24 protein-coding genes are annotated in these 23056 nt (G+C 60.4%); 6 read left to right on the plus strand and 18 right to left on the minus strand.

The annotated features are described in order from the left end of the window. Window positions 1-45: 45 nt before the first annotated feature. Window positions 46-1374 carry a cation:proton antiporter gene (locus WA157_RS04885; RefSeq protein WP_422619898.1) on the minus strand — a complete coding sequence of 443 codons (1329 nt, stop codon included), beginning with the start codon at window positions 1372-1374 and terminating at the stop codon, window positions 46-48. Window positions 1375-1505: 131 nt separating this feature from the next. Here WA157_RS04885 and WA157_RS04890 point away from each other — a divergent pair, with 131 nt between their 5' ends. Then, window positions 1506-1850 carry an HPF/RaiA family ribosome-associated protein gene (locus WA157_RS04890; protein WP_422619899.1) on the plus strand — a complete coding sequence of 115 codons (345 nt, stop codon included), beginning with the start codon at window positions 1506-1508 and terminating at the stop codon, window positions 1848-1850. A 59-nt stretch (window positions 1851-1909) separates the two neighbouring features. On the opposite strand, the gene WA157_RS04895 is transcribed toward WA157_RS04890, so the two are convergent. Both WA157_RS04895 and WA157_RS04900 read right to left on the minus strand, forming a co-directional pair. After that, window positions 1910-2140: a hypothetical protein gene (locus WA157_RS04895; RefSeq protein WP_422619900.1), complete on the minus strand. Its 231-nt coding sequence runs from the start codon at window positions 2138-2140 to the stop codon at window positions 1910-1912. 370 nt (window positions 2141-2510) lie between these two features. Next, window positions 2511-3428 (minus strand): LysR family transcriptional regulator, encoded by a 918-nt coding sequence (locus WA157_RS04900; RefSeq protein ID WP_422619901.1) that lies wholly within the window; start codon window positions 3426-3428, stop codon window positions 2511-2513. Between the two features lie 414 nt (window positions 3429-3842). Between WA157_RS04900 and WA157_RS04905 the strand changes: the two genes are divergently transcribed. The 3 genes from WA157_RS04905 (at window position 3843) to WA157_RS04915 (ending at window position 7387) form a co-directional block, all read left to right on the plus strand. Next, on the plus strand, window positions 3843-4937 hold the full coding sequence (locus WA157_RS04905) for a class 1 fructose-bisphosphatase (protein ID WP_422619985.1): 1095 nt from the start codon (window positions 3843-3845) through the stop codon (window positions 4935-4937). A gap of 80 nt (window positions 4938-5017) precedes the next feature. Next, window positions 5018-5896, plus strand: a complete 879-nt coding sequence (locus tag WA157_RS04910; protein WP_422619902.1) for a phosphoribulokinase — start codon at window positions 5018-5020, stop codon at window positions 5894-5896. 111 nt (window positions 5897-6007) lie between these two features. Beyond that, window positions 6008-7387 (plus strand): ribulose-bisphosphate carboxylase, encoded by a 1380-nt coding sequence (locus WA157_RS04915; RefSeq protein WP_422619903.1) that lies wholly within the window; start codon window positions 6008-6010, stop codon window positions 7385-7387. A gap of 37 nt (window positions 7388-7424) precedes the next feature. Here WA157_RS04915 and WA157_RS04920 read toward each other — a convergent pair whose 3' ends face one another. Continuing rightward, entirely contained in the window at window positions 7425-8351 is a 927-nt protein-coding gene (locus tag WA157_RS04920; protein ID WP_422619904.1) for a DHH family phosphoesterase, read from the minus strand. Window positions 8352-8448: 97 nt separating this feature from the next. On the opposite strand from WA157_RS04920, the gene WA157_RS04925 reads away from it, so the two are divergent. Further along, window positions 8449-8742, plus strand: coding sequence for a 2Fe-2S iron-sulfur cluster-binding protein (locus WA157_RS04925; protein ID WP_011463690.1), 294 nt, complete (start codon window positions 8449-8451; stop codon window positions 8740-8742). On the opposite strand, the gene ylqF is transcribed toward WA157_RS04925, so the two are convergent. The 4 genes from ylqF to yegQ form a co-directional block, all read right to left on the minus strand. Then, complete coding sequence (ylqF, locus tag WA157_RS04930) at window positions 8737-9687, minus strand: ribosome biogenesis GTPase YlqF (protein ID WP_422619905.1); 951 nt, start codon at window positions 9685-9687, stop codon at window positions 8737-8739. The two genes, WA157_RS04925 and ylqF, sit on opposite strands and share 6 nt — an antisense overlap. Before the next feature lie 52 nt (window positions 9688-9739). Further along, on the minus strand, window positions 9740-10330 hold the full coding sequence (locus WA157_RS04935; protein WP_422619906.1) for an NAD(P)H-dependent oxidoreductase: 591 nt from the start codon (window positions 10328-10330) through the stop codon (window positions 9740-9742). Between the two features lie 125 nt (window positions 10331-10455). Then, window positions 10456-10881, minus strand: coding sequence for an alternative ribosome rescue aminoacyl-tRNA hydrolase ArfB (arfB, locus tag WA157_RS04940; RefSeq protein ID WP_422619907.1), 426 nt, complete (start codon window positions 10879-10881; stop codon window positions 10456-10458). Window positions 10882-10890: 9 nt separating this feature from the next. Further along, on the minus strand, window positions 10891-12249 hold the full coding sequence (gene yegQ / locus WA157_RS04945) for a tRNA 5-hydroxyuridine modification protein YegQ (RefSeq protein WP_422619908.1): 1359 nt from the start codon (window positions 12247-12249) through the stop codon (window positions 10891-10893). A 444-nt stretch (window positions 12250-12693) separates the two neighbouring features. On the opposite strand from yegQ, the gene WA157_RS04950 reads away from it, so the two are divergent. Further along, a complete protein-coding gene (locus WA157_RS04950) occupies window positions 12694-13824 on the plus strand; it encodes a beta/gamma crystallin-related protein (RefSeq protein WP_422619909.1) in 1131 nt (376 codons plus the stop codon). A 72-nt stretch (window positions 13825-13896) separates the two neighbouring features. On the opposite strand, the gene WA157_RS04955 is transcribed toward WA157_RS04950, so the two are convergent. The 10 genes from WA157_RS04955 to WA157_RS05000 all read right to left on the minus strand — a co-directional run bounded on the left by WA157_RS04955 (window position 13897) and on the right by WA157_RS05000 (window position 23049). After that, window positions 13897-15186 carry a TRAP transporter large permease gene (locus WA157_RS04955; protein WP_422619910.1) on the minus strand — a complete coding sequence of 430 codons (1290 nt, stop codon included), beginning with the start codon at window positions 15184-15186 and terminating at the stop codon, window positions 13897-13899. Continuing rightward, window positions 15183-15701: a TRAP transporter small permease gene (locus tag WA157_RS04960; protein WP_422619911.1), complete on the minus strand. Its 519-nt coding sequence runs from the start codon at window positions 15699-15701 to the stop codon at window positions 15183-15185. Before WA157_RS04960 ends, WA157_RS04955 begins: the two co-directional genes overlap by 4 nt. Before the next feature lie 75 nt (window positions 15702-15776). Next, window positions 15777-16811 (minus strand): DctP family TRAP transporter solute-binding subunit, encoded by a 1035-nt coding sequence (locus WA157_RS04965; RefSeq protein ID WP_422619912.1) that lies wholly within the window; start codon window positions 16809-16811, stop codon window positions 15777-15779. 75 nt (window positions 16812-16886) lie between these two features. Continuing rightward, window positions 16887-17015 (minus strand): hypothetical protein, encoded by a 129-nt coding sequence (locus WA157_RS04970; RefSeq protein ID WP_422619913.1) that lies wholly within the window; start codon window positions 17013-17015, stop codon window positions 16887-16889. Between the two features lies 1 nt (window position 17016). Continuing rightward, window positions 17017-19071, minus strand: coding sequence for an elongation factor G (fusA, locus tag WA157_RS04975; protein ID WP_422619914.1), 2055 nt, complete (start codon window positions 19069-19071; stop codon window positions 17017-17019). Window positions 19072-19198: 127 nt separating this feature from the next. Continuing rightward, window positions 19199-20503: a dihydroorotase gene (locus WA157_RS04980; RefSeq protein ID WP_422619915.1), complete on the minus strand. Its 1305-nt coding sequence runs from the start codon at window positions 20501-20503 to the stop codon at window positions 19199-19201. 1 nt (window position 20504) lies between these two features. Then, complete coding sequence (locus tag WA157_RS04985; protein WP_422619916.1) at window positions 20505-21467, minus strand: aspartate carbamoyltransferase catalytic subunit; 963 nt, start codon at window positions 21465-21467, stop codon at window positions 20505-20507. 3 nt (window positions 21468-21470) lie between these two features. Then, complete coding sequence (gene pyrR, locus WA157_RS04990) at window positions 21471-21968, minus strand: bifunctional pyr operon transcriptional regulator/uracil phosphoribosyltransferase PyrR (RefSeq protein WP_422619917.1); 498 nt, start codon at window positions 21966-21968, stop codon at window positions 21471-21473. After that, window positions 21968-22438, minus strand: coding sequence for a Holliday junction resolvase RuvX (gene ruvX, locus WA157_RS04995; protein WP_422619918.1), 471 nt, complete (start codon window positions 22436-22438; stop codon window positions 21968-21970). Before ruvX ends, pyrR begins: the two co-directional genes overlap by 1 nt. An 11-nt stretch (window positions 22439-22449) precedes the next feature. After that, window positions 22450-23049 carry a YqgE/AlgH family protein gene (locus WA157_RS05000; protein WP_422619919.1) on the minus strand — a complete coding sequence of 200 codons (600 nt, stop codon included), beginning with the start codon at window positions 23047-23049 and terminating at the stop codon, window positions 22450-22452. Window positions 23050-23056 lie beyond the last annotated feature (7 nt).

Consider the following 23056-nt stretch of genomic DNA (forward strand, 5'->3'; position numbering starts at 1 on the left):
TCTCTATGACAGGCGGGAGTTTAACCGCCGCCCCGGTGGCATCTCCTATGGCGATGATCGATGTGCCTGGCGCTTCCAGAAATACCCCATCAACGGCTTGACGCTGATACCGTGCAAAAGAATGGACAGCGCCACAACAACCAGCGTCAGTTGTATCAAGTGCAGAGCCAGTGGCTCGGACAAGCCGTGTTGAATCGCATACATCAAATAGTAGAGCGAGCCGATGCCGCGCACACCGAACCAGCCGATCATGCCGCGTATCGGCCAGGTGGTACGCGTACCCAACAGACCAAGCAGAACACTGACCGGGCGCGCCACCAGAAACAAAAACAATGCCAATCCAACCGCTTCCCAGCTCCAAGAGTTCAAAAACAATGTGCCACCGACCAATAGAACCAGCACCACTTCCGACAACCGCTCCAGATGCTCTTTGAATACCAGTGATCCTTCACTCACCGTTGGCAGCGGCTCAAGGTCAGGGCCTGAAGGGTTTACCTGGCCTGTCTTGGCATCGGAGTCATTCGGAACCTGACACTCGTGCGTGGCATGCTGCGCTGCTTTGGCCAGCTTCAGCTCAGTCTGACGCAACGCGACGGCCGCAAAAAAAACGGCCAGAAAGCCCCAAGCGTTCAGCATCACAGACAAACCATAAACGACGCCAATCAGCCCGAGGCCGAGGAAGTCATCCATCAACTCATGTTGATGCGGTGCACGACGCAGTTTCCAGCCCAGGCGCGCCAGCGCCACCCCCGCGACGATGCCAATCGCAATGCCACCTGCTACAGCCCACAGCACATCGACCACGACCCAGCTCAGGTTGAACTCGCCGAGTTCATGCAGCCCCAGCATGCCCAGCCCCAGCATCACAAAGGGGAACGCACTGCCGTCGTTCATGCCCGCCTCGCAGGTCAGGGTAAAACGCAGCTGGTCACGGTCTCCAGGGTGGCGGCTTTGCACATCGGTGGCCAACACCGGATCCGTCGGTGCCAGGATCGCGCCCAGCAGCACGCCGGCACCCAGGGGCAAGCCCAGCATGTAGTAGGCAAAGGCAGCAACCAATGCCACCGTCATACTCATGGACACGGTCGCCAGTAAAAGCGGCGCGCGCCAGCGCGAAAAGCTGAACGGCACCGGCATTTTGACGCCCGCGGAAAACAGGGAGATCAAGACCGCGACTTCAGTCAATACCTCCAGCAGCGCCGATTCCTTGAATGGATTGAAATGAAACAGATTGAGTACGCTAGGCCCCACCAGCAAACCCACCGCCAGATAAAACATGGCGGCCGTGACCGGAGAGCGCTTAAGCAGGGTCGGCGTGAGACCCCTGACAAGCAATAGCCCGCCGATCAACGCAAACCAATGTGCGTTAGTCATTGAGAGGGTGCTGATTCATCCACACAAGTTTAGTCCGGGAAACAACTATCCTGCCGCAAAACCACGCCAAAGGCAAGGAAACCGGCACCAGTCCTGCGCCCGGGCACCAAGCTAGGATGAATAATGCACGCATGCAAATTCAAATCAATACCGACCATCACATTGAAGGTCACGACGCGCTGGCGGCATGGGCTACTGGTGAGGTCAGAAGTGGCTTGAGTCGTTTCAGCGCGAGTGTGACACGGGTGGAAGTCCACCTGAGCGACGAAAACGGCCACAAGAGTGGACCGGATGACAAACGCTGCGTGATGGAAGCTCGCGTGCAAGGCCGACAACCCCTGGCGGTGACGCACAACGCACCAGGCCTGTACCCGGCAGTGACCGGCGCGGCCGAAAAATTGTCACGATTAATTGACAGCACCCTCGGGCGCGCGGCGCGCTCGGACACCTTGCCCGGGTCCATTAATCCAGACTGATCAGGCAGGCGACCCATGGGCGAAAGCCCAAAAAAAAACCACCTGACGGTGGTTTTTTTCTAAGAAGCAGAAAGACTCAGCTTACTTCTTCGGGGCTTCTTCAGCAGCCTTGGCTGCGTCCACAGCAGCAGATGCTGCGCCAGTGGCAGCGTCTGCTGCACCGGTAGCAGCAGATGCTGCACCAGTGGCAGCGGCAGCCGCATCAGTGGCGGCAGCAGCAGCGGGGGCGGTTTCAACGACGGCAGGTGCAGGAGCTGCAGCAGGTGCGGGAGCTTCTTCTTTTTTGCCACAAGCGACCAAAGCAGCAGCAATTACAGCGGCCAAAACGAGCGATTTATTCATTTTAAAAATTACCTAATAAGTTGACGAAACAATTTCCGGAAATTGTCAATGCAGAAAACTGCAAGGACCAAGTAAAAATGACTCGAGCTCTTTTTACTTAGCAATATATTATAGAGTGAAAATTCGATAGCGGATGTCTGCGCCTGAAGACCTCGGCCAAGCAATGAATGCTGTCGTGTAGCGCACGCGGCAAGCCTTTCGCACGCAATATTTGGTCAGCAGAAAACTGACCCCAATTTAAAGAATTGGCATTTGGCTTGAAATAACAACAACTGATATCCCGTGCCATTTCGCGCTGGCGTTGACCCGGCGCTCGATTCAGCTCCAAGCGTCCATCAGGCTGGCGCCTTGCTCAAGCAAAAATTCCTTGAAGGCCCGGGCCGCCGGTGACAGTTTTTTGGTGCTCAGATGCGTGATGTACCAGTCGCCCATCCAGGGCAGGCCCTCAATATCCACCAGCGCGATGTGACCGCTGGCCAGTTCCTGGCGCACGGTGCGCAAGGACAAAAAGCTCAGACCCATGCCCGCCATGACCGCTTGTTTGATGGTCTCGTTGCTGGGCATTTCCATCACCTTATTCAGCGCAGTTTTGTTGGCAGCAAACAGTCGCTCCATCGCGGCGCGGGTGCCCGAGCCCTCCTCGCGCACCACAAAGGCATACTCAGCCAGCACGGAAAAGGGCAACTTCTTGCGGCGCACCAAGGCGTGTTCGGGCGCCGCCACGATCGCCAGCGGATTGCTGGCAAAAGCGGTTGCAACGCAGTCCAGATGGGCCGGCGCGCGGCCCATCATCACCAGGTCAACCTCGTTGCGTGCCAACAGGCCCAGCACATTCTCCCGGTTGTCAATGCTGAGATGAACCTCAACGCCTTGAAACAATTGTTTGAAGCGCACCAGCAGCATCGGCACAAAGTACTTGGCGGTACTGACCACCGCCAGGTCGATACGGCCTTTTTTCAAACCCACATGCTCGGCCATCAAGGCCTCCAGGTTTTTGAGCTGCCCCATGGCCGCCTGGGCGTGGGTTAAAAAAACCTCACCCGCATGCGTCAACTGGATGTTGCGGCCCAGGGGCTCGATCAAGGGCACGCCAAAAGCGTCCTCCAGCTGGCGGATTTGCATGGATACGGCCGGCTGAGTGACAAACAAGCGCTCGGCCGCCTTGGAGACCGAGCGCTGCTTGGCCACCTCCATAAAGGTTTGCAGTTGCTTCAGGGTATAGGGACGCATGGACATGCTTTCTTCATCAGTTTTATCTGATGACTTATTCACAAAACGTGATTAGATTTTATGTATTAAGGTGTTTAAAGTAAATCCATCACAAGCGATAGGCATGCACTTTGCGCTGACTTGATGGAGGTACCCGATGTCAATCCCTGCCCTGCAAACCCTGATTTTTGGTGTCGATGGCACCTTGGCCGATACCGAAAGCGCGCACTGCAACGCAGTTGATCGGGCGTTTGCCGAGATGGGATGGGACTGGACTGGGTGTGGGACCGGACCTTGTACACCGAACTGCTCGACATTTCGGGCGGCAAGGAGCACATCCGGCATTGTTGGCAAACCTCGCAGCCCACGCCAGCGTCACCCGACCCGACAGCAGCTTGTCACATTACAAAAATCCCGCTTCATCGCTTTGAAGGAAGTGCCATGCCCTTAACCTACCGATCCACCCTGACCCAATTCCTGATCGAGGAGCGCCGCCGCTTCCCCGGCGCCAGTGGCGACTTCAATGCGCTGATTCTGGACGTCGCCCTGGCGTGCAAGGCCATTGCCCGGGCGGTGGCCCTGGGCGAGTTGGGCGGCGCCATGGGCGACCACGCCGCCGACACTGGCGGCAGCGTCAACGTGCAGGGCGAGACACAAAAAAAGCTGGATGTGCTGAGCAACGAGGTCTTCATTCGGCGCACCGAATGGGCGGGAAATCTGGCCGGCATGGCCTCCGAAGAAATGGAACTGCCGTATCAGATTCCGCGGCAGTACCCGCGCGGCAAATACATGCTGGTGTTTGATCCGCTGGACGGCTCCAGCAATATCGACGTCAACGTCTGCGTCGGCAGCATCTTCTCGGTCTTGCGGGCGCCGCAAGATGCGCTCGACAGCGGCCGCGACCTGAACGAGGCCGACTTTTTACAGGCCGGGCGCCAGCAAGTGGCCGCCGGCTACGCGGTGTATGGTCCGTCCACCCTGCTGGTTCTGACCGTGGGTAACGGTGTCAATGGTTTCACACTCGACCCCAATCTGGGTGAATTCATGCTGACACACCCCAAGATGCAGATTCCACCGGAAACCCACGAGTTCGCCATCAACGCCTCCAACAGCCGGTTTTGGCAGGCGCCCGTCAAACGCTATGTGGACGAATGCCTGGCGGGCCAAACCGGGCCGCGCGGCAAGGACTTCAATATGCGCTGGATTGCCAGCATGGTGGCCGAGGCGCACCGCATCCTGATGCGCGGCGGCGTCTTTATGTACCCGCGCGACAACAAGGACCCCGCCAAACCAGGCCGCCTGCGTCTGCTGTACGAAGCCAACCCGGTGGGCATGCTCATGGAGCAGGCGGGTGGACGGGCTTCAACCGGTGAGTTACCCATGCTGGACGTGCAGCCGACCTCGCTGCACCAGCGCATCGGCCTGGTGTTTGGCTCCAAAAATGAGGTTGAGCGCATTGAGCGTTACCACGCCGAGCCGGTTCAGGCCGAACCCAGCAACCCGCTGTTTGCCGAACGCAGCTTGTTCAGGAATTAATTTGATAGCTACTCACGCTTATTCAGCGGGGGCTAGAGCCCTATTTCATATAAATTTTTATCCAAAGGGGAGAACCCGCCATGTCGATACGCCATCCCATCATCGCCATTACCGGCTCCAGCGGTGCCGGCACCACCTCGGTGACCCGCACCTTCGAGAATATTTTTCGGCGCGAAAAAATCACGGCCGCTGTGATTGAGGGCGACAGCTTTCACCGCTTTGACCGCCAGGCCATGAAGGCCCAGGCAGCCGCAGCCGAAGCCGCGGGCAACAAAAACTTCAGCCACTTTGGCCCCGAAAACAACCTGTTTGCCGAGCTGGCCGAGCTGTTTCGGGCCTACGGCGAAACCGGCACGGGCCAGCGCCGCAAATACCTGCACGACGCGGAAGAAGCCGCGCCCCACGACCAGGACCCCGGCACCTTCACCCCCTGGGAAGACGTGCCGACGGGCACCGACCTGCTGTTCTACGAAGGCCTGCACGGTGCCGTGGTCACGCCCGAGGTCAACATCGCGCAGCACCCCGATTTGCTGATTGGCGTGGTGCCGGTGATCAACCTGGAGTGGATTCAAAAGCTCTGGCGCGACAAAAAGCAGCGCGGCTACAGCCTTGAGGCAGTCACCGACACCATCCTGCGGCGCATGCCCGATTACGTGAACTACATCTGCCCGCAGTTCATGCACACCCATGTCAACTTCCAGCGCGTGCCGATGGTCGACACCTCCAACCCGTTCATCGCGCGCGACATTCCGAGCGCCGACGAGAGCATGGTGGTGATCCGTTTCGCCAACCCCAAGGGCATCGATTTCCAGTACCTGCGCAGCATGATTGACGACAGTTTCATGAGCCGCGCCAACACCATCGTGGTGCCCGGCGGCAAGATGGAGCTGGCCATGCAGCTGATCTTCACGCCTTTTGTCTGGCGAATGATGGAGCGGCAAAAAAAGGTGAGCAGCTGAACCGCTCATTCATCATGAATAGCTGATCAAACAGACAATTTATTTGAATTTTCATGATGAATTGCCTTGCCTATAGTCGAATCCATTAGCACCCAACACCGGAGATTTCACATGGACCAATCCAAGCGCTACGCTGACTTTAGCCTCCAGGAAGCCGCCCTCATTGCAGGTGGCCAGCACATTCTGTGCGCCTACAAAATGGCCCCCAAAGACGGGCTGAATTATCTGGAGGCCGCAGCCCACTTTGCCGCCGAGTCCTCGACCGGCACCAACGTGGAGGTGTGCACCACCGACGATTTCACCAGAGAGGTGGACGCGCTGGTGTACTACGTCGATGAGGCCACCGAGGACATGCGCATTGCCTACCCGTTGGCGCTGTTTGACCGCAACATCACCGACGGGCGCTTCATGCTGGTGTCCTTTCTGACGCTGGCCGTTGGGAACAACCAGGGCATGGGTGACATCAAGCACGCCAAGATGATCGATTTTTACGTGCCCGAGCGCGTCATCCAGATGTTTGACGGACCGGCCAAAGACATCAGCGATTTGTGGCGAATTTTGGGCCGCCCGGTCAAAGACGGCGGCTTTATCGTCGGCACCATCATCAAACCGAAACTCGGTCTACGCCCCGAACCCTTTGCCCAGGCGGCTTACCAATTCTGGCTGGGGGGCGACTTCATCAAAAACGACGAGCCGCAAGGCAACCAGGTGTTTTCGCCGATCAAAAAGACCTTGCCGCTGGTGTATGACGCGCTCAAGCGCGCCCAGGACGAAACCGGCCAGGCCAAGCTGTTCTCGATGAACATCACGGCCGACGACCATTTTGAAATGTGTGCCCGCGCCGACTTTGCGCTGGAAACCTTTGGCGCCGACGCCGACAAACTGGCATTTCTGGTCGACGGTTTTGTCGGCGGCCCCGGCATGGTCACCACCGCTCGGCGCCAGTACCCCAACCAGTACCTGCACTACCACCGGGGCGGCCACGGCATGGTGACATCACCCTCGTCCAAGCGCGGCTACACCGCCTTGGTGCTGGCCAAGATGAGCCGCCTGCAGGGGGCATCGGGCATCCACGTCGGCACCATGGGGCACGGCAAAATGGAAGGTGCGGGCGACGACCGGGTGATTGCTTACATGATTGAGCGCGACGAGTGCCAGGGGCCGGTTTATTTTCAGAAGTGGTATGGCATCAAGCCGACCACGCCGATCGTCTCGGGCGGCATGAACGCGCTGCGCCTGCCGGGCTTTTTTGACAACCTGGGCCACGGCAACATCATCAACACCGCGGGCGGCGGCTCTTACGGTCACCTTGACTCACCCGCCGCTGGTGCGATTTCTCTGCGCCAGGCCTACGAATGCTGGAAGGCCGGTGCCGACCCGATTGAATGGGCCAAAGAACACCGAGAATTTGCCCGCGCTTTTGAGTCCTTCCCGCAAGACGCGGATCGGCTATTTGCGGGCTGGCGCGACAAGTTGGGCGTCGGCGCTTGACGCCAACAAGCGGCGGGCCTGCCGCCAGAAGTGTGTCCTATTGCGTTACCAGGGCGTCAAGCGTGCCGCTCAGCAGCTCGGGCAGCCGATCCAGCGCCATCTTGAAACCGCAGGCCTGCGCGTGGCCACCGCCGTCCATGCTTTCAGCCAGGGGAATGCAACTGAAGCCGCGTTGCGAGCGCAGGCCGGCCTTGACCAGACCGCTCTTGTCGACGCTCCACATCAAGGCAAACGTGCCACTTTTCTTGCTCAAAATTTCACCCACCAGACTGTGAAAAATGCCGGGGGCATTGACCATCAGCCCGCGCTGACCATTGAAGCTGATGGGCTGCGCGCCCTCGGCGATGTCCAAGGCCAGCTTGCTGAACTTCTCGTCCATGGCGCGGCCGCGCTCCACGTAGCTGGCCAGCTGCGCGGCATCAAACGCCGCAATATCGCGCCAGCGCTCAAACTCGAACGGCTCCATGTCCAGTGCCGCCAGGAATCCGGCACTCTCGGGGTATTGCCAGACCCAGATGTCGCGGTCCTCAACAAAACGCACCAGATCGGGCACGGCCTGCTCGGGGTGAAAGAACTCCCAAGCCAGGCGCGCGCCGGACTTGTGCATGTCGAAATGCACCACGCCGCAGCGACAGGCAAAACCCGTCAGCTTGTCAGCGGCACTCTTGTGGTGATCGAGCATCACCAGCTTGGCGGCGCGCTCTTCGATCTGGCGCGTGATCTCAGGGGAGAAAGAAAAGTCGAGGATATAAACAGCGCGGCCGTCAAGCGCGGGCAGGTCCGTGATCGACTTGATGTCGCCATGGTCAAGCCCCAGAAATTCGGCCTGACCCGCGTAATACAGCCAGGCTGCCAGCGCCGCCGCGAAACCGTCGGGGCAGTTGCGGCCATGGTAAAGAACAAGCGGCTGCGGGTCGTTGAGGTCGGGCTTGATCAGGAGACTCAGGGGAAGAATAGTTTTCATGGGCAATCGATTTATTGAAATATGCTATCTATTTTATAGCTAATTAGGCAGTAGGTACGGGGGCTACAGCCGGATTTAATACAAATATAATGCAAAGATGAGCAGTACCGAAGCACCCCCATTTTTCATCGCCAGTGTCGCACCAAGCGGGCAGCAGTTTGACGCCTGGTCAAATCAGCCGCTGCTGCTGTCGCTGGAGCAAGGCGGCCTGGACTGGCCCAGCTCCTGCCGCAACGGCACTTGCCGCACCTGCATCGGCCAACTGGTGCAGGGCCGGGTGCGCTACGAGATCGAATGGCCGGGTCTGAGCGCGGAGGAAAAACTCGAAGGCTATGTGCTGCCCTGTGTCGCATTTCCGTGCTCGGATTTAACCTTGCGCCGGGATTCATGAAGAAGCCGGACGCGCAATCTGCTTGAACCGAATCTTGCGGTCGAGTTCAATCGCATCTTTCTTGACCTGGCGCGCGGCATCGAGCTTTTGCCCCTCGGCCAGCCACTGCGCAAATTCCTGTGGAGTTTCCAGCGTGATGCGGCCCAGTGCGGCGGCACGAAAGTCGTAAATCACAATCTCGCCCGCTTTTTGCAGGTTAACCCCCTTGCCACTCTGCAGCGCGCCGCGTTTGCGGCCAATCGCCTCCAGCAATTCCTCATCTTGCAAGCTGCTCACCACGTCAAGCTTGTAGCGCGCCGCCAGCAAGGGGGCGTAATGCACTTTCAGGTAAGCCAGCAGTTCCAGCGCCACCTCTTCCTCGTTGAACGCGTTGCGACCGATGGCGCCGCTGGCGGCCAGGTTGTAGCCGCTCTTGGCCACGATGATGCGCGGCCACAGCATGCCGGGCGTGTCATACAGGTAAAAGTCGTCGGCCAAGGAGATGCGCTGCTCCAGCTTGGTGATGCCCGCCTCATCGCCGGTCTTGGTGGCGCGTTTGCCGGTCAGGGTGTTGATCAGCGTGGACTTGCCCACATTGGGGATGCCGCAAATCAGCACCCGCATCGGCTTGACCATGCCCCCGCGACTGGGGGCCAGCGCAAAACATTCCTTGATCAGCGCCTTGGCCGGCGCGCTGACACTGGCATCCAGGCCAATCGCGCGTGTGCCCGCAAGCGCGTTGTAATGCGCCAGCCACAGGGTGGTGCGCGCCGGATCGGCCAGGTCTTGTTTGTTGAGCACCTTGAGCGTCGGCTTGCCCGCCGTGAGTTCGGCCAGCATCGGGTTGGCGCTCGACCCTGGCAGGCGCGCGTCCAGCAGTTCAATCACCACATCGATATTCTTGATCCGTTCCTGAATCGCTTTGTGGGTCAAATGCATATGACCCGGAAACCACTGGATTGCCATTCTCTTTTTTCCTTTTGCCGATTCAGGCGGGCTCGCCGAACCCGCTATTGTCCTATTGCGCGGCGCCGCCCAGTTGGCGCAGCTTGTCCGTCCACTTTTGCACGCCCGCGTCACCCAGCTTGTCCACCATGCCGATCAAGGTCTCATTGACCGGGGCAATACCGACAGAGCCCAGTATGTTGCGTTCCAGATTCTTGACGCTGTGAGCCCGAAAGTACCAGCGGTACAGCAAGGCCGGCATGCCCATGGTGACCACCACCCGGGCGGAACGCCCGCTCAAGCCCTTCCGGGCGAACAGATCGTCCCCCTGCGCCTGGAACGCAAAACCAGGCCGCGCCACCTGCTCCAGAAAGCCCTTGAGCAGGGCGGGCATGTCGCCCAGCCAGAGCGGGAAGAACAGCACGATATGCTGGGCCCAGGCAATGTCGGTCTGCGCCTGTGCCAGCGCCGCTGGCAAGGCACCATCCTTCCAGGCCTCCTCGCTGCGCAGCAGCGGAAAATCGAGTTGCGCCACGGCCACCCGGCGCACTTCATGCCCCCCGGCCTCGGCGCCCTGGGCATAAGCGTCTTCCAGCGCGTGGCCCAGATGAGGCATCAAGGCGTCAGGGTGACCTTGAATCAGGACAATACGTCGTGCGACCATGTTGACCTCCTTGGGTAAATAGACAGCATAGAAACGCAGCCGGCAAGGGGACTTGATGTTGCGCAACGCGGGCGCGCGAAAAACTGTGCATCGGTCGCAGCGCCGCTGAACAGCGCCGCGCCCGGTCAGGATTGCGCGTCAACCCGGCCGCGCGAGGCCTTGATCTCGGCACGCTGGCGCTTGGCGACGCGCAGCCGTTGTTTCGATGCGTAGCTGGGCTTGGTGGCGCGGCGGGTCTTGGGCGCCAGCGCCACACTGTTGACCAGTTCATGCAGGCGCATCAGGGCGTCGAGCCGGTTCATCTCCTGCGTGCGCTGCTGCTGCGCCTTGATCACCAGCACGCCATCCTTGGTGATGCGACTGTCGTGCAGGGCGAGCAAGCGCTCTTTGACGTCCTGCGGCAAGGAAGAGGCCGCAATGTCAAAACGCAGATGAATTGCGCTGGACACCTTGTTGACGTTTTGCCCGCCCGCCCCTTGTGCCCGGATGGCCGAGAGTTCAACCTCGGCTTCGTTGATTTGCAGCAGGGGCGAGGTGGCAGGCTTGCTCATGACACTCTCTCAGGCGCTCACGGTTTCAGATTCCGGCGCCGCCACGTAGCGCGCCACAAAGGCGCCGACCGCATGGGCGGGCAAGGGCAACCAGACGACGTGGCCACTGCCGGGTGCCACCGTCACGGCTTGCCCGTCGGCATTCTCCATGCGCTCAAGCTGCAAATCAAAGTTGCCGCCCGGGTGGATGATCTCCAGCCAGTCCCCCACCGCAAAACGGTTCTTCACGATAACCTGCGCCAGCCCACGCGCCTGGTCAAACAGCGCCACATCACCCACATACAGGCTGCGTCCCGACTCGGAATAACCGCGCAGATAATTTTGCGTGGACTCTGGCGTGTGGCGCTGGAAAAAGCCCGAGGTGTAACCCCGGTTGGCCAGCCCTTCAAGCTGCCCGAGCAAGGCTGGGTCCAGCTCGCGCCCGGCCACGGCGTCGTCAATCGCCCGGGCATAACTCTGGACCGTGCGCGCCACGTAATACGGGCTCTTGGTGCGGCCCTCGATCTTGAGTGAATCGACGCCGATCTCGACCAGGCGCTTGACATGCTCGATGGCGCGCAAGTCCTTGGAGTTCATGACGTAGGTGCCGTGCTCGTCTTCTTCGATCGGCATGTAGCTGCCGGGACGCTGGCCTTCTTCGATCACATAAACCTGATCCGCGGCAGTGCCGCGTTGGGCCTGCTCCTGCTCACGCTCTGTGGCGGCCTGGGGTGCCAGAATGTCGCCGGAGGCATCGACCACGCCGGGCAAGGTTTTGTAGTCCCAGCGGCAAGAGTTGGTGCAACTGCCCTGGTTGGCATCGCGGTGGTTGAAGTAACCCGACAACAGACAGCGCCCCGAATAAGCAATACACAGCGCCCCGTGCACAAACACTTCAAGCTCGGTGTCCGGACAGTCCTGGCGGATTTGCTCCACCTGATCCAGCGATAACTCACGCGACAGGATCACCCGACTGACACCGACTGCTTTCCAGAAACGCACCGCCGCCGCATTCACCGTGTTGGCCTGCACCGAGAGGTGAATTTCCATCTCGGGCCAGGTCTCGCGCACCATCATGATCAGACCAGGGTCGGACATGATCATGGCGTCGGGCTTGAGCGCAATCACCGGCGCCATGTTTTGCACATAACTCTTGATCTTGTTGCCATGCGGGAAGATGTTGGACACCAGATAAAACTTGTTGCCCAGCCCGTGCGCCCGCTCAATGCCCTGCTGCAGCACCTCGATCGCACCAAAGTCATTGTTGCGCACGCGCAAGCTGTAACGCGGCTGGCCCGCGTAAACGGCCGTGGCGCCAAAGGCAAAAGCAGTCTCCAGCATGGTCAGCGATCCTGCCGGCGCCAGCAGCTCAGGTTGTTTCAAGCTCATGCCCGGACTCCGGCCAGGCCGACAGGCCGTGTGCCCGCTGGCTTGGGCGTGAGAAACAGGGTGATTGGGGCAGTTGACATCAATGAATTCCGTCTTGAAGAAAGAGGGTGACAACGCGTCACGGGTCGCTGATTATCGGTTCTGCCGCAGTTTTCGTCCTGGCAAGGCCAATCGGCAGGCGCCAATGCGAGCGTCGAAGAAGCGGCCGCGCCCGTCGCTGACAAACAAGTCAATTTCGCCTCTAGCCACCGTTGAATATAGGCAAGTAGCTATACAAATAATAGCAAATCAGGTCGATCCATGCGTTTCCCGGCTTATGTTTGCTGCCGCACAGACGCCACCTGGAAGGGAGAAGACAGTTGCGACTGTGTTACTTGTCTTCTGGAGGCCAGCAGCACGTCGGTGAGGATGGGCAACCCACCATAACTTCTACAGGAACAACGAATGAACGCACTATTGAAAAACGCATTGGCAGTAACCGCCGTGGCCATGGCCGCGCAAGCGTCGGCACAGGTTACTTTGTACGAACAGAATGGTTTTCAAGGCCAGTCCATCACGATATCCAGGACGGTGGATAACCTGGCTCGCAGGGGATTCAACGACCGTGCCTCGTCGGCGGTAGTAGCCGGTGAGCGCTGGGAGGTGTGCGAAGACGCGCGCTTCAACGGTCGCTGTGCCGTGTTGCGCCCAGGCCAGTACCCGTCACTCAATGCGATGGGCTTGAACAACCGCATCTCATCGCTGCGAGCCGTGAGCCGCGACGCCCGCATCGATGACCAGCGCTACGCGCCCGCGCCAGCGGCTGCGCCCATGAACCCGCAGGTTACCTTTTACGAAAACGAAGGTTTGACCGGCCGGTCTTTCACCACGGAGAGGCAGATCAACAACTTGAACCGCTTTGGCTTCAATGACCGCGCCTCATCGGCGGTGGTGGTGGGCGAGGGCTGGGAGGTTTGCGACGATGTCCGGTTCCAGGGTCGCTGCGTGGTTTTGCGCCAGGGCAGTTATGACTCGCTCAGAGCCATGGGCTTGAACGACCGCGTGTCGTCAGTGCGAATCCTGGATGACAATGCCCGCAACAATGACCGTCGTTATGCGCCCGCACCCGTTGCGGCGCCGGAGCCAGTGGCCGCCCCCGATTTCCGTCCGCGCCGCGACGAGCGGCTGTTTGAAGCCGATGTCACGTCCGTGCGTGCGGTGATGGGCACGCCTGAGCAGCGCTGCTGGGTCGAGCGCGAGCAAGTCGCCCAGAGCCAGAGCAGTACCAACGTCCCGGGCGCGATTGCCGGCGCCTTGCTGGGCGGCATTCTCGGGCATCAGGTCGGCGGCGGAACCGGCAAGGATCTCGCCACCGCAGGCGGCGCGATCGCTGGAGCCGCCATCGGTGCCAATGTCAACGGCGGCACACCGCAGGCCGCAACCCAGGACGTTCGGCGCTGCGAAACCGTACCCAACCAGAGACCCCAGTACTGGGACGTCACCTACAACTTCCGGGGTCAGGAGCATCGCGTCCAGATGACCGCCCCACCCGGCCCGACCGTGACCGTCAACGCGCAGGGTGAGCCGCGCAGGTAAGCGCTGCTGGCTGGATCAGGCGCCAGCCATCAGGCACCGGCGGTGTGCTCAATAACGCAGAGGTTTGCTGGGCTAGTAGCCCAGCAAACGGGGCAGCCACAACACCAGTTGCGGAAACACCATCACCAGTGTCATTGCCAGCAACATCGCAACCACCATCCACAACGCCCAGCGCACGGTGGATTCCATCGAGACACCCGCAATGCGGGTGCTCACCATCAGGTTGACCGCCATCGGCGGCGTGAATTGCCCGATCGCCATGTTCATCGTGATGAGGACGCCAAACCAGACCGGGTCCCAGCCGTAGGTGAGCATGATTGGCACCAGGATCGGCAGGAACACCAGAAAAATCGACACTGCATCGAGCAACATGCCGGCGATCAGCAGCATGACGGTGATCATCACCAGCATCAGGGCCTCATTGCCGGTGAAACCGAGCAACAGCTTGGCGAACGCATCGAACGCGCCGAGCGTCGAGCCGGCATGCGCGAAGACGCCAGCCAGAGAAATGATGATCAGCACCACGGCCGAGATTTCAGCCGATTCGACCAGCACCTGGTACACCTTGCGCAGGTCCAGCGTGCGGTAGACAAAAACGCCGACAAAAAGACCGTAGAAAGCGGCCACGACCGCTGCCTCGGTCGGTGTGAACATGCCGGTGCGCATGCCACCCAGAATGACCACCGGCGCGAGCAAACCCCAAACAGCTTCCTTGAAACTGTCCCACAGACGTGGTGTTTCTTCGTCTGAAGCGTTGCCCCAACCGTTCTTGCGCGACAGGTACAAGGTCGGAACGATCAAGGCCAGCCCGGCCAGCACGCCGGGCAACATGCCACCGGCAAACAGCGCCGGCACGGAGGCCGCCGGCACCAGCACGCTGTATACGATCAGAGCGATCGAGGGCGGAATCAGGATCGCAGTCGAGCCTGCAGCGGCGATCAGCGTCGCGGAGAAAGCCTTCGGATAGCCCTGCTTGAACATGCCCGGAATCATCACCATCGCCACCGCCGCAGCATCGGCCGGGCCGGAGCCGGAAATGCCGCCCAAAAACATGCACACCAGAATGGCCACCACTCCCTGGCCGCCGCGGCGCTTGCCGACGATGGCGGAGGCGAAACGCACGATGCGCAGCGCCACACCGGCACGCTCGAACATCATGCCGGCCAGCACGAATACCGGTAGCGCCAGCAGGGGATACTTGGCAATGCCGTTGTAGGCATTGGTGGGTACTGCCATGATGCCCAGACCTTCGATCAGGATCACGGCCGTGCCGGTGATGCCGAGCGCAATGGCCAGCGGCGCCCCGATCAGCAGCAGCAGCGCAAAACCGGCAAATAAAATCAGGCTGCCTTCGGCGATCATGACGCGCTCCGATCGGCGACCTGCCGACTAAAACGGATCAGGCGGCCAACGATGCGCAGGAAAATTACCGCCGACAGCAGCGGCAACCAGATCGTGTAAATCCATTGCGCAATGCCGATGCCGGGCGAGGTGGTGTCAAACTGCCAGTCATCCCAGAACAGGAAAGTGCCATACCAGGCCATGATGGCAAACATCAGCGCGCCCAACACCAGCACCACGTATTCGAGCAGACGCGCCAGTCTGACAGGCAGGCGATCCGTCACAAAGGTCATGCGGATGTGGCTGTTACGCGCAAAAGCCGCGGCAGCGCCAAAAAATGTCAGCACCACCATCAGGAAAATTGAAAACTCTTCCGTAAAGGCAAATGAAACATCGGTGAAATAGCGCACCAGCACATTGGCAAATGTGATGCAACAAATCAGCGCCATGGCCAGCGCGGCAAAAAATTCCTCAATCCTGACAGGCACCCGTGGGGCTTCCTCGGTCGGGTGGGTGGTGTCGGGCTCGTCACTCATGGCACTGGCCTTTTCATTGGACTAAAAAACAAAAAAGCCCTGTGGTGAGCAGGGCACATGGGGGGAAGAGTCAGGCTACTTGCGCGCAGCAATTGCCGCTTCGGCTTTTTTAACCAGGCCGGCTCCGATGGTCTTGGACCATTTGTCGTAGGTTGGCCGGGTCAGCTTGCGAAAGGCATCAACTTCAGCCGGGCTCAGGTGCGTGACCTTGACACCCAGCGCTTCAACGTTTTTATAAACGGTGTTGTCAGCCGTCGTGAGGCCTTTGCGTGCCAATGCGGTTTCTTCACTGCCAGCTTGTACGGCAGCAGCGCGCACGGCATCCTGATCTGCCTTGCTCCAGCTCTCCCAAACTTTGCGGTTGACGACAAAGATCAGCGGATCAGCGACATAACCCCACAGCGTCAGGTATTTTTGCCCGACGGCATGAATCTTGGCGCCAGTAAACACCGAAATCGGGTTTTCCTGACCATCCACCGCGCCCGAGGCCAGCGCAGGCTGGGCATCAGCCCAACTCATCTGTGTCGGGTTGGCGCCCAAGGCGGTGAATGTGTCGTTAAACAGAGGCGAACCCACCACGCGGAACTTCAGCCCCTTCATGTCGGCCGGGGTGCGGATTTCACGCTTGGAATTGCTGACTTCGCGAAAGCCGTTTTCACCCCAGGCGAGTGGCACGACGCCATTTTTTTCGATGATGCTGAAAAGGTCCTTGCCGACCTCGCCGTGCGTCAGTGCATCGATCGCCCGGTAGTCGGGCATCAGGAACGGCAGCGAGAACAGGTTGAGCTCTTTCACCTGGGGCGACCAGTTGATCGACGAGCCAACCGCCAGATCAATCACACCCTGACGGATCGCCGTGAATTCACGGGTCTGATCGCCGGCTACCAGCGAGGTGCCAGGGTACATCTTGATGTTGATGCGGCCCTGGGTCTTTTCCTTGACGAGCTCTGCCCAGCGCTCGCCGCCTTTGCCCCATGGAAAAGCGGTGCCCAGCACGGTGGACAGACGGTATTCAGGCTGGTAATTTTGCTGCGCGCCGGCGGGCAGCGAGACGGCGAGTGTGGCGGCAATGGCAGCCGAAGCGGCCAGCGACAAGAGGGACTTAATCAAGGCAGTATCTCCTTCATGGTTTGGAACAGCCGGAACCGGCCAGTTTTTTGACACGTCGATCATAGTGCAGCCCGTTCAACGCTGAAGTTCCCCAACCGGCACATGACAGACAAAGTTGATGATCAGCGGCGCAAGGTGGATGGCGCGCCGCGTGAACAGCAAGGGGATGACATCGGCGGCTGCGTTGATGTTGGTCGCCAGCACCTTACTCGTCGTCCAGGCTGACCGCCTTGTACTTGCCGGCCAGTTGCTTCTGCGTGTCGCCGGGAACCGGTGCGTAGTGCGAAAACGTGATGTTGTAGGAACCCTGACCCCCCGTGAGCGACTTCAAGCGGCCCTGGTAGTCATCGAGTTCGACCAGGGGAATCTGTCCGCTGATGGCCACGTTGCCGCTCAAACGTGGCTGCGTTCCCGTGACATGGCCGCGCTTGGCTGCCAGGTCACCCGTGAGGTCACCCATGCTGCTCTCGGGCGCCAGTACCTCGATATCGACCAGCGGCTCCAGCACGATCGGCCTGGCTTTGAGCACCGCATCGATGGTCGCTTTGCGGCCGGCCGCCATGAAGGCGATGTCCTTGCCATCCACGGCGTGCGTTTTGCCGTCAAGCACCGTGACGCGCAGATCGTGCAACGCAAAACCGGCCACCGCGCCTTCTGCCAGTGCCTGACGCACGCCTTTTTCCACCGCAGCCATGAACACGCCCGGAATGGCACCGCCCTTGACCAGATCCACGAACTCGAAGCCAGCACCGCGCGCCAGCGGCTCCACGCGCAGCATCACCTCACCAAACTGGCCGGCACCGCCGCTTTGTTTTTTATGGCGGCAATGGCCCTCGGCCGGGCCCGTGATGGTCTCGCGGTAGGCGATTTGCGGCGCGCTGGTGTCAAGCTCCAGCTTGTACTGTTGCTGCATGCGCAACAACTTGGTGCGCAGGTGCATTTCACCCAAGCCGCGAATCACGGTCTCATGGGTGCCGGGACGGCGCTCGATCTTGAAGCAGGGGTCTTCCAGCGCCAGCTTGGACAGAATTTCAAACAGGCGCTGCTCGTCACCCTTGCGCCGGGGCTGCACCGCCAGCCCCTGCATGGGCTGCGGAAATTGCAGGGGCTTGAGGTGGATGGCGTCCTGGTCGTGCGACTCATGCAGCACACAGTCAAACTCGATCTCATCGACCTTGGCGATAGCCCCGATGTCGCCGGGAATGAGCGCGGGCACTTCCAGATAGTCCTTGCCCTGCAGGCGGTACAGGTGGGTCACCTTGAAAGAACGTTTTGCTGCCCCCACAAACAGAGCGGCGTCCCTGCGAACCGTGCCCTGGTGGACCCGGAACACGCCGAGCTTGCCGATAAAGGGGTCCACCACGACCTTGAAAACATGGGCCAGCACCGGCAGCTCATCATCGGGCTGGGCCAGAAAGGCTTGCGGCTGCTGGCCCGGCTCGCCCCGATAAAACGGCGGCGGGTTGCCCTCCGCCGGGCTCGGCGCCAGTTTGGCCAGTGCGTCCAGCAGTTGCGCCACGCCAGCGCCGGTCTTGGCCGAGACAAACAGGATCGGAATCAGATGGCCGGCGCGCAACGCGCGCTCAAAAGGCGCGTGCAATTCTTGCGCACTGGGCTCAAGGCCGTCTTCCAGGTAGCGCGCCAGCAGGCTGTCGTCTTCTTCAATCAGCTGGTCGATCAGGTCGCGGTGCGCAGCGGCCACCGAGGCAAAGTCACTCTCGCCCTCATGGTGACCGAGCAGCTCCACCACTTCCTGCCGGTTGTGCATGGGCAGCTCCAGCAACAGGCATTGCTTGCCAAAACGCGCGCGAATGTCCGTCACCAGGGCCAGCAGGTCGATATTGTCGGCATCGATTTTATTAACCACGATCATGCGGCACAGGCCCCGCTCACCGGCCAGCGTGAACATGCGCTCGGTCGAGAGTTCTATGCCGGTTTGCGCGTTGATGACCACCAGTGCCGTGTCCACGGCAGCCAGCGCGCTGATGGCCTGGCTGGCAAAGTCGGGGTAGCCGGGGGTGTCGATCAGGTGAACCTGGGCGCCGCCGGTCTTGAAGCTGACCAGGGACGATTGCAGCGAGTGGCCCAATTCTTTCTCGATCGGGTCGAAATCACACACGGTATTGCCCTTCTCAACCGAGCCCCGGCTGGTGATGGCCCCGGTGGCTGCCAGCAGGCTCTCAGCCAGGGTGGTTTTACCGGCGGCACCGTGGCCGACCAGGGCGACCGTGCGAATTTTGCTTGAGAGGTTCTGGCTCATGAAAGTCCCTTGAAGTAGCGCGGCGCCAAGTTTCAAGCAACCCAGGATGAATTGACTTGCTGTTCGTCAACTGCGGCGCATTGTCTGAACACTTGGGTCCGGTCACTGGCCGAGCCCCTCAATCAACTTATTTCCCGAACGCAATACGCCCGGCCATGATCGTGCAACGCACCCGGCCCGGTAACTCGTAGCCCGAGAACGGCGTGTACTTGCCCTGGCTGCGCAAGGCATCGCTCTGCACCGTCCAGGCGGCTGCCGGGTCAAACACGCACAAGTCGGCCGCGCCACCCGCCAGCAGGCGGCCGGTGCTGGCTTGTCTTTTGCCCAGCGAGGCACCCAGGACGGCAGCTGGCCCCTGGGTCACCACGGCCAGGGCGCGCGCCAGATCAACACCGCTGTCCTGGCTCCATTTGAGTGCCAGACTCAGCAGCAACTCAACGCCCGTGGCACCCGGCTCGCTCTCGGCGAACGGCAGCGTTTTGGCGTCTTCGTCCACCGGCGTGTGATCGGACACCAGTGCATCAATGGTGCCATCGAGCAAACCGGCACGCAGCGCGTCGCGGTCACGCTGCTGGCGCAAGGGCGGGTTGAGACGGGCCCGGCTGTCAAAGTAACCGATGTCGGCATCGGTCAGATGCAGCGAGTTGATGCTGATGTCGCAACTCACCTTCAGGCCGTCGAGCTTGGCCTGACGCACCAAGTCCACGCCCGCGGCACTGCTGAGGCGGCACAAATGAACGCGGGCGCCGGTGGCGCGCATCAGTTCAAAAATGGTGTGCAGCGCAATGGTTTCGGCGACCACCGGCACACCGCTCAGACCCAGGCGGGTCGCCAGGGCGCCGCTGGCGGCCACGCCTTGACCCAAAAACAAATCCTGCGGGCGCAACCAGACGGCGTAGCCGAAGGTGCTGGCGTATTGAAACGCGCGCTGCATGACTTGGGTGTTGGGGAGAGGCACTTCGGCCTGGCTGAACGCCACACAGCCGGCCTCGGTCAGTTCCTGCATCTCGGACAAGGATTCACCGGCCAGATTGCGGGTCAAGGCACCGAGCGGATAAACCCGGGCCTGGTTCAGCTTTTCGGCCCGAAAGCGCAGCATCTCGACCAGGCCCGGCTCATCGAGCACCGGGTCGGTGTCAGGCAGACACACCAGGCTGGTGACGCCACCGGCCATCGCTGCGGCCATTTCAGATTCGAGCATGCCTTCGTGCTCATGACCGGGTTCGCGCAGGCGCACCGCCAGGTCCACCAGACCGGGCATCACGATGCAGCCAGTGGCATCCATGATTTGATCGGGCCGGAAATCAGTAGCTATATTTTTAATAGCTAGAACCGTCCCATTGGCGAGGGCTACATCCACTATTTCATCAAAACCACTGGCCGGATCGATGACCCGGCCGCCCTTGATCAGAATATTCGGCAGTGTTTTCATATCAGGCCTCATTCCCTGCCACGATGCTCATCGCGGCCATGCGTACGGCAATACCAAAAGTGACCTGCGGCAGGATCACGCTGTGCGTGCCATCGGCCACCGCCGAGTCGATCTCCACCCCCCGGTTGATCGGCCCCGGGTGCATCACGATGGCATCGGGCCGGGCCAGTTGCAGCTTTTCCGGCGTCAAGCCAAAGCTCTTGAAGAACTCCTGGCTGGAGGGCAGCAGCGCGCCGCTCATGCGCTCGTTTTGCAGACGCAGCATGATGATCACGTCAGCGCCTTTGATGCCTTCTTCCAGCGTGTGGCAAACGCGCACACCCATGGGCGCCATGTCGCCGGGCACGATGGTCTTGGGCCCCACCACCCGCACTTCAGGGCAGCCGAGCGTGGTCAGCGCATGAATGTCGGAGCGGGCCACGCGCGAGTGCAACACGTCGCCCACGATGGCCACCGTCAGATTGGAGAAGTCCTTTTTGTAGTGGCGGATGGTGTACATGTCGAGCAAGCCTTGCGTCGGGTGCGCATGGCGCCCGTCGCCGGCATTGATCACGTGCACATGCGGCGCCACATGCTGCGCAATCAGGTAGGGCGCGCCCGATTCGCTGTGGCGCACCACAAACAGGTCAGCGGCCATGGCGCTCAGGTTGGCAATGGTGTCAAGCAAGGACTCGCCTTTGGCCGCCGACGAGCGCGCAATATCGAGGTTGATGACGTCGGCACTGAGCCGCTTGGCAGCAATCTCGAAGGTGGTGCGGGTGCGCGTCGAGTTCTCAAAAAACAGGTTGAACACACTCTTGCCGCGCAGCAGCGGCACTTTTTTGACCTCACGGTCGCCGATGCTGACGAAATTGGTGGCGGTGTCAAGCACCTGGGTCAGGATGCTCTTGGGCAAGCCCTCGGTCGAGAGCAGGTGAATGAGCTCGCCATTTTTGTTGAGCTGGAGGTTGCGTTTGTAAAGCATGGTCTAGCGCGCCTTCACGTTGAAACTGAACACCCCGGCGTCACTGCGCGCCAAGGCCAATGACTGAGTCGCGGGCAACACGATGCGGGCCGCACACACGTCGGCCTGAATCGGCAGCTCTCGCCCCCCCCGGTCCACCAGGACCGCCAACTTCACCATCGCCGGGCGACCGAAGTCAAACAGCTCGTTGATGACCGCGCGAATGGTGCGCCCGGTGAACAGCACATCATCGAGCAGGATGATGCTGGCGTTATTGACATCAAAAGAAATTTGCGTTTGCGCCGCAGCGGTCATGCCACGGCGGGCGTAATCATCCCGGTGCAGGGCCGATGAGATCACACCGTGGGGCTCAGTCAAGCTCAGGTCGCGCTGCAAACGCTCGGCCAGCCATGCCCCGCCTGAAGTGATTCCGACCAAATGCATGCCGGGGCGAAACAGGGCGCGCACGCCCATCAACAACTCAAGATACAGGCCTTCAGCGTCCAGCGCCAATATGCTCATCAAATACTCCTTAAAAATTGTTCCAGAATAATGCAGGCGGCCATCGCGTCGGCGTCACGCGCCCCCCGCCCCAGCGCTTCCGTCGTCGTGTAACGCTCATCCACTTCAAACACCGGCAGTTTGAAGCGACCATGCAACTGGCGCGCAAAGCGCCGCGCCCGCAGCGTGTTCTCATGCGCGGCGCCGTCCGGGTGAAAGGGCACGCCGACCACCAGTGCATCGGGCTGCCATTCCTTGATTTGCAGGGCAATTTTGACAAAGCGCGCATCGCCTTCAGCGGCAATCGTGCCCTGCGGTTGGGCCGTACGCAACAGGCGATTGCCGACGGCAAAGCCGGTACGCTTCATACCGAAGTCAAGGGCCAGAAAAGTCTGCAGGTTCGCCGCAACGTGCACCGGGTTTTCTCCGGGAGCCGCGTCAGCCAGGGGTTTGCTCAAGGGTTCCGGCATGGGCTGTAACGGCAATGGCATCATCGAGCGGGTTAGGCGTGCCCGGCGTCAGGCGACAGCATCCACAGCTCCAAACCGAGCAACAACAAGGCCTGCTCGTAGCGCTGGGCCACCGGTGTATCAAAGATGACACTGTTGCTGGCGGCCACGGTCAACCAGCTGTTTTCTGAAATTTCAGACTCCAGTTGCCCTTCACCCCAGGCGGCATAGCCCAGCGACACCAACACTTTGCGCGGCCCGGCTCCGATGGAAATCGCTTCCAGCACATCTTTGGACGTGGTCATCTCCAGCCCGCCCGGGATCACCATGGTGGAGGCGTAAACCGACTCGGCCGGTTTGTCGGCGTCGGCAAAAGTCGCCTCATGCAGCACAAAACCGCGCTCGGTTTGCACTGGCCCACCCAAAAAAACTGGCGTGTTGGAGAGGTCGGCGCGGCACATCGGCAGTTCCACCTTTTCAAACAGGCGCTTCATGTCGATATCACAGGGCTTGTTGATGACCAAACCCAGCGCACCGCGCTGGCTGTGCTCGCACACATAGACGACGCTACGCGAGAAGATCTCGTCCTGCAAACCGGGCATGGCGATCAGAAAATGATTCGTCAGGTTGGTCAAGGCAAAATCTGCAGGCATGCTGCGA

It is taken from the genome of Rhodoferax ferrireducens, assembly GCF_049302455.1.
GTDB lineage: Bacteria > Pseudomonadota > Gammaproteobacteria > Burkholderiales > Burkholderiaceae_C > Rhodoferax > Rhodoferax ferrireducens_B.